Annotated in this window: 5 protein-coding genes and 1 pseudogene; 2 read left to right on the top strand and 4 right to left on the bottom strand. The window is 73.1% G+C overall.

Going from position 1 to position 5826, the window contains the following annotated elements:
- The 4 genes and pseudogenes from NH339_RS16995 to NH339_RS16980 all read right to left on the bottom strand — a co-directional run.
- A pseudogene (locus NH339_RS16995) lies at nucleotides 1-552 on the bottom strand (ABC transporter permease); the annotation flags it as partial.
- A complete protein-coding gene (gene cydD / locus NH339_RS16990) occupies nucleotides 549-2210 on the bottom strand; it encodes a thiol reductant ABC exporter subunit CydD (protein ID WP_253027191.1) in 1662 nt (553 codons plus the stop codon). The gene cydD and the pseudogene NH339_RS16995, both read right to left, overlap by 4 nt.
- A gap of 28 nt (nucleotides 2211-2238) precedes the next feature.
- A complete protein-coding gene (gene cydB, locus NH339_RS16985) occupies nucleotides 2239-3255 on the bottom strand; it encodes a cytochrome d ubiquinol oxidase subunit II (RefSeq protein ID WP_253027190.1) in 1017 nt (338 codons plus the stop codon).
- Between the two features lie 29 nt (nucleotides 3256-3284).
- Complete coding sequence (locus tag NH339_RS16980) at nucleotides 3285-4712, bottom strand: cytochrome ubiquinol oxidase subunit I (RefSeq protein ID WP_253027189.1); 1428 nt, start codon at nucleotides 4710-4712, stop codon at nucleotides 3285-3287.
- A gap of 114 nt (nucleotides 4713-4826) precedes the next feature.
- Between NH339_RS16980 and NH339_RS16975 the strand changes: the two genes are divergently transcribed.
- Together NH339_RS16975 and NH339_RS16970 are read left to right on the top strand one after the other, a co-directional pair.
- Nucleotides 4827-5213 (top strand): BlaI/MecI/CopY family transcriptional regulator, encoded by a 387-nt coding sequence (locus NH339_RS16975; RefSeq protein WP_253027188.1) that lies wholly within the window; start codon nucleotides 4827-4829, stop codon nucleotides 5211-5213.
- A partial coding sequence (locus NH339_RS16970) for a M48 family metalloprotease (RefSeq protein WP_253027187.1) occupies nucleotides 5210-5826 on the top strand: 617 nt, incomplete at its 3' end. The genes NH339_RS16975 and NH339_RS16970, both read left to right, overlap by 4 nt.

Raw genomic sequence — 5826 nt, 5'->3', positions numbered from 1 at the left:
CGGGGCGCTGCCCTCGGCGCCGGCGAGCCTCGGGACGACCACGCGCGCCGCCAGCAGGGCCGTCCCGACGAACGCGGCGAGCGCCGCGGCCGCCGTCGGCAGGACCAGCGCGACGACGGCGACCGTGACCGCGCACGTCACGAGGGCCGAGACCCACGGCAGCCGCAGACGCAGCAGACCGTCCTGCAGCGCCTCCACGTCGGCGACGACGGTGTGGACGACGTCGCCACGACGCGTCGCGCCGGCCGTGGGCATCACGCGGGCGAGTCCCTCGTAGGAGCGCACGCGGTGGTCGATCCCGCGGGCGAGGGCGGCGTCGTGGGTGAGCAGCCGCTCGGCGTAGCGCAGCGCGGCGCGCGCGACCCCGAACATCCGCACCGAGGTGACGGCGACGATGAGGTAGAGCACCGGCGGCTGCTCCGCCGCGCGGACGACCAGCCATCCCGACGTGAGCAGCAGCCCGAGCGAGCTCAGCTGGGCCAGCACGCCGAGCGTGCCGCCGGCGGCGAGCCGGGTGCGTGACGAGGCGAGCAGGCGCGACCGGCGGCTCACGGCGTCGCCTCCGTCGCCTCCGTCGCCGGTACAGGCTCGACGACCACGATCGGACGGTCCACGCGGAGCTCCCGCGACGCCGCCGCCACCGTCTCGGCGCGGTGGGCCACGACGAGGACCGTCACGTCGCCCGACTCCTGCAGGCGGCAGAGCGTCCCCAGCACGGTGCTCTCCCGATCCGCGTCGAGACCGGCGGTCGGCTCGTCCATCAGCACGAGCCACGCCCCGCCGTCGCGCACCCGCAGGAGGGCCCGAGCGACCGCGACGCGGCGACGCTCCCCCGCCGACAGCGCCTGTCCCTGCTCGCCGACCTCGCGTCCGGGAGCGAGGTCGGCGGCTCCTGCGTCCGCCAGTGCCGCCAGCACCGCCTGGTCGGAGGCCGCAGGGTGGCCGAGCCGGACGTTGTCCGCGACGGTGCCGGCGAGCAGGTGCGGGTCCTGCGGGACCCAGGCCACCTGCCGCCGCCAGGCGTCCGGGTCGAGCTCGACCACGGGCAGGCCGCCGACCCGCACGGAGCCGCTCGTCGGCAGCGCGAAGCCGAGCAGCACGGCGAGCAACGTCGACTTGCCGGCACCGGACGGCCCCGTCACGGCGACGAACTCCCCCGGCTGCAGCGTGAGGTCGGGCAGCTCGAGGGCGGGGCGCTCGCGCCCAGGGTGGACGACGACCAGGTCGTGCACGTCCACCGGCGCGGGACCGTCGACCAGGAGGTGGCCCGTCCGCTGCTCGCCGTCGAGGAGCGTGAGGGCCTCGTCGGCCGCCGCCAGGCCCTGGGTGCTGTCGTGGAAGAGCGTGCCGAGCCGACGCAGCGGGAGGTACGCCTCCGGGGCCAGCACGATGACGAGCAGCCCGGTCGCGAGGTCGAGGTCGCCGGTCACGAGCCGCAGGCCGGCGGCGACCGCCACCAGGGCGACGGACAGCGTCGAGAAGAGCTCGAGCACGAACGACGACAGGAACGCGGTGCGCAGCGAGGTCATGGTCGCGCGACGGTGCCGCTCCCCCACCTCACGGAGCCCGCGGCCGGAGTCGCGCCCGAAGCCGGTCAGCACGGTCAGCCCGGCGAGCACGTCGGAGAAGTGACGGCCCAGCCGTTGCAGCTCGGTCCAGCGACCGTCGAGACGGTCGCGGGTGACCATGCCGACGAGCACGAGGAAGGTCACCACGAGCGGCAGCGTGAGCACGACGATCAGCGCCGACAGCGGGTCGACGGCGAGCAGCGTGAGGACCACGGCCCCCGGGACCAGGGCCGTCAGCACCACCTGCGGCAGGAAGCGGGCCACGTAGCCGTCGAGGGCGTCGAGCCCGGTGTCGAGCAGCGTGGCGACGCGTGCGCTCGACGGCGCGGGGCCGGTGCGTCGCTGGTCGAGCACGGCCTCGACGAGGTCGTCACGCAGCCCGGCCTTGACCGCTGCCGCGGCGCGGGTGCCGGTGGTCGCCTGCGCCCACGCGAGCACGCCGCGCGCTACCAAGACGCCTGCGAGCGCCGCGGCCACGGACGTCGGCGTTGCGCCGTCGACGAGGGCGACGACGGTGGCCGAGAGCAGCCAGGCCTGGGCGACGACGGCCACCGCGGCCACCAGGCCGAGCAGCACGGTGGCGACGAGGAAGCGCCGCACGGGTCGGGACCGGCGCAGCAGCCGGGGGTCGAGGGGTCTCATGTCCGCAGCATCCGGTGGTCGAGGGCGCTCAGGAGGTGGGGGCCAGGACGTCGTCGGGGATGTGGTGCGTCCCGATCCGGCGCCGGAACACCCAGTACGACCACGCCTGGTAGCCGACGACCAGGGGCGTGAAGGCCGCCGCGACCCAGGTCATGATCGTCAGCGTGTAGGGCGTCGACGCCGCGTTCGTCGTCGTCAGGCTCCAGGCCGGGTCGAGGGAGGAGACCATGACGTCGGGGAACAGGGCCGTGAAGAGCATCACCACGACCGCGGCGATCGACAGCGCCGTGCCGACGAACGCCCAGCCCTCACGCCGGGCCGACGCGGCCGCGAGAGCGGCGGCGAAGCACGCCACGGCCACGGCACCGGCCGCCCAGACGACGGCGTCGCCGTCCCGGCCGGCTGTCCACCCGACGAACACCGTGGCCAGCACCGCCGCGACGACCCCGACGCGCAGGGCCAGGGCACGCGCCCGCTCGCGGATGTCGCCGACCGTCTTCAGGCCGACGAACACGGCGCCGTGCACGAGGAAGACGGTGAGGGTGACGAGGCCGCCGAGCAGCGCGTACGGGTTCAGCAGGTCGACGACGGAGCCGACGAACTCCTTGTCGGCGTCGATCGGCACGCCGCGCACCAGGTTGGCCAGGGCGACGCCCCAGAGGACCGCGGGCACCACCGAGCCGATCAGGATGCCGACGTCGCAGCGTCGCTTCCAGACCATGGCAGGACGCTTGCTGCGGTACTCCAGCGCGACGATGCGCAGGATGAGCGCGACCAGGATGACGAAGAGCGGCAGGTAGAAGCCGCTGAACAACGTGGCGTACCACTCGGGGAACGCCGCGAACGTGGCGCCGCCGGCGACGATGAGCCACACCTCGTTGCCGTCCCACACCGGGCCGATGGTGTTGAGCAGCACGCGCCGCTCCTTCTCGTCGCGGGCCAGCACGGCGGTGAGCATCCCGACGCCGAAGTCGAACCCCTCGAGCACGAGGTAGCCGATCCACAGCACGGCGATGAGCACGAACCAGACGGTGGTGAGCTCCATGACGGTCTCCTGGGGCAGGGGGTGGGCGGTCAGTAGGCGAACGCGAGCGGGGCGTCCGGGTCGTCGACGAGCTCGGGCGGGTCGGCGTCGGGCAGGCCCTTGCGGATGTACGTGAGCAGGAGGCGGAACTCGACGACGGCGAGCGCCGCGTAGAGCGCGGTGAAGCCGACGAGCGTCGTGAGCGCCTCGCCCGCGCTCACGCCCGGCGACACCCCGGCCGAGGTCTCCATGAGCCCGAACACGACCCAGGGCTGGCGGCCCATCTCGGTGAAGATCCACCCGAACGAGCTCGCCACGAGCGGCAGGAACGGCAGGACGACGGCGGTGCGCAGCAGCCAGCGTCCCTCCCACGTGGCGAGCGACGGCAGGCGCCGCCGTCGGGTGGCCCAGAGCAGCAAGGCGCCACCGACCATCGCGAGTCCGCCCGCGGTGATCATCGCGCGGAACGTCCAGTAGGTGACCGGGATGTTCGGCGCGTAGTCGCCGGGTCCGAACCGCTGCTCGTACTCCTCCTGGAGCGAGTCGATGCCGCGGACCTCGCCGTCCCAGGTGCCGGTGCCCAGGAAGGACAGCAGGCGCGGGATCTTGACCTCGAACAGCGGCTCGCTGCCGTCGAGCGTGCCGACGGTGAGCAGGGAGAACGACGCGGGCGCCTCGTCCTCGTACAGCCCCTCCGCCGCCGCCATCTTCATCGGCTGCACCTCGGTCATGACCTTGCCCTGGAAGTCTCCGGAGACCATCGTCCCGGCGCCGGCGACGAGGAGCACGACGGCTCCGAGACGCACGGCGGTCCGGAAAGCCTCGCGCTCCTCCTCGTCGTCGCGACGCGGACCGCGCAGCATCTGCCAGAGCCCGACGCCGGCGACCACGGCGCCGCCCACCATGAAGCACGCGAAGATCGTGTGCGGGAAGGTGACGAGCACGACCTTGTTGGTCATGACCGCCCAGAAGTCCGTGAGCTCGGCCCGGCCGGACTCCTCGTCCATGCGGTAGCCGACCGGGTTCTGCATGAACGAGTTGGCGGCAAGGATGAAGTAGGCCGAGAGCACGGTGCCGATCGCCGCGAGCCAGATGCACGCCAGGTGGACCGCAGGCCTGAGCCGGTCCCAGCCGAAGATCCAGAGCCCGAGGAAGGTCGACTCCAGGAAGAACGCCAGGAGTCCCTCGATCGCCAGCGGCGCCCCGAAGACGTCGCCGACGAAGCGCGAGTAGTCGCTCCAGTTCATGCCGAACTGGAACTCCTGGACGATGCCCGTCGCGATGCCGAGAGCGAAGTTGATCAGGAAGAGCTTGCCGTAGAAGCGCGTGAGCCGGAGGTACTTCTCGTTCCCCGTGCGGTGCCACGCGGTCTGGAGCATGGCGACGAGGAAGACCAGCCCGATCGTGACCGGGACGAAGAAGAAGTGGTAGACGGTCGTGATGCCGAACTGCCACCGGGCGATGTCGAGCGCTTCCATGCGACGCCTCCGCTGCGTGAACTACTACATGCCGTAGTAACTACTACCGAGCGTAGGACTCGCGACGGCGTCCCGGCAAGCCAAACTCCTACATCACGTAGTAGATTAGGTCACATGCCCCCGTCCTCCCGCTCCCTCGGCTCCCTCGAGCGCTCCGTCATGGACGTCCTGTGGCGCGCCACCAGCGCCTTGACCGTCCGCGAGGTGCAGGAGCGGCTCGAGGCCGGCGGGTCCGCCGACCTCGCCTACACGACCGTCATGACGGTGCTCGACCGGCTCGGCGCCAAGGAGATGGTCAGCCGGGAGCGCGACGGGCGGGCGTTCCGGTACACCGCGGCGCTCTCGCGCGAGGCAGCCACGGCCGAGCTCCTGAACGCCACGCTCGACAGCTCGGGCGACCGCACCGCCGCCCTCGTGCACTTCGCGCGCACGGTCGACCCGGCCGAGGCCGCGGCCCTGCGCGCGGCGCTGGAGGAGATCGAGGCGCCGGGCACGCCATGACGCCCCTGCTGCTCGGCGCGATCGGCCTCGCGCTGGCCCTCCCGGTCCCCGCGCTGCTGTCGCGCGCGGCGTGGCCCCGGCTCGCACCGGCCGCGGGCATCGTGCTCTGGCAGTCGCTCGCGCTCGCGGCCGTGCTCGCGATCTCCGGCGCGGCGCTGTCCACCGCGCTCTGGCTCGTGACCGATCCCGACCCCGCGCCCTGGCGGGTGGTGCTGCACGTCCTGATCATGGGGATCGGCGTCCTGGTCTGGGCACGCTTCTGGTGGGCCGCCTGGCAGGTGTGGCGGGAGACCTCGCAGCGCCGGGCGCGGCACCGCGAGCTCGTCGACCTGCTGGGCGAGCCGCACGGCGCCCTGCCGGCCGTGCGCGTGCTGGCCGAGCAGACGCCGGTGGCCTACTGCATCCCCCGGCTGCGCGACCCCCGCGTCGTCATCTCCAGCGGCGCGGTGGCCTCGCTCGACGACGAGGCGCTGCAGGCGGTGCTCGAGCACGAGCGCTCGCACGTGCGCACGCGGCACGACCTCGTGCTCGAGGCGTTCGGCGTCCTGCACCGCGCCTTCCCCCGCGTCCTGCGCACCGACGCCCCGCTGCGCCAGAGCCAGGTGATGGTCGA

The sequence above is a fragment of the Aeromicrobium sp. CnD17-E genome (genome assembly GCF_024124745.1).
In the GTDB taxonomy this organism is placed as follows: domain Bacteria; phylum Actinomycetota; class Actinomycetes; order Propionibacteriales; family Nocardioidaceae; genus Aeromicrobium.
This window is presented reverse-complemented; position numbering and strand designations above follow the sequence as displayed.

Excerpts from the sequence above, each read along its gene's own strand:
- cydD (WP_253027191.1), bottom strand. The coding sequence starts at position 2,210 with ATGAGACCCCTCGACCCCCGGCTGCTGCGCCGGTCCCGACCCGTGCGG.
- cydB (WP_253027190.1), bottom strand. The coding sequence starts at position 3,255 with ATGGAGCTCACCACCGTCTGGTTCGTGCTCATCGCCGTGCTGTGGATC.
- NH339_RS16980 (WP_253027189.1), bottom strand. The coding sequence starts at position 4,712 with ATGGAAGCGCTCGACATCGCCCGGTGGCAGTTCGGCATCACGACCGTC.
- NH339_RS16975 (WP_253027188.1), top strand. The coding sequence starts at position 4,827 with ATGCCCCCGTCCTCCCGCTCCCTCGGCTCCCTCGAGCGCTCCGTCATG.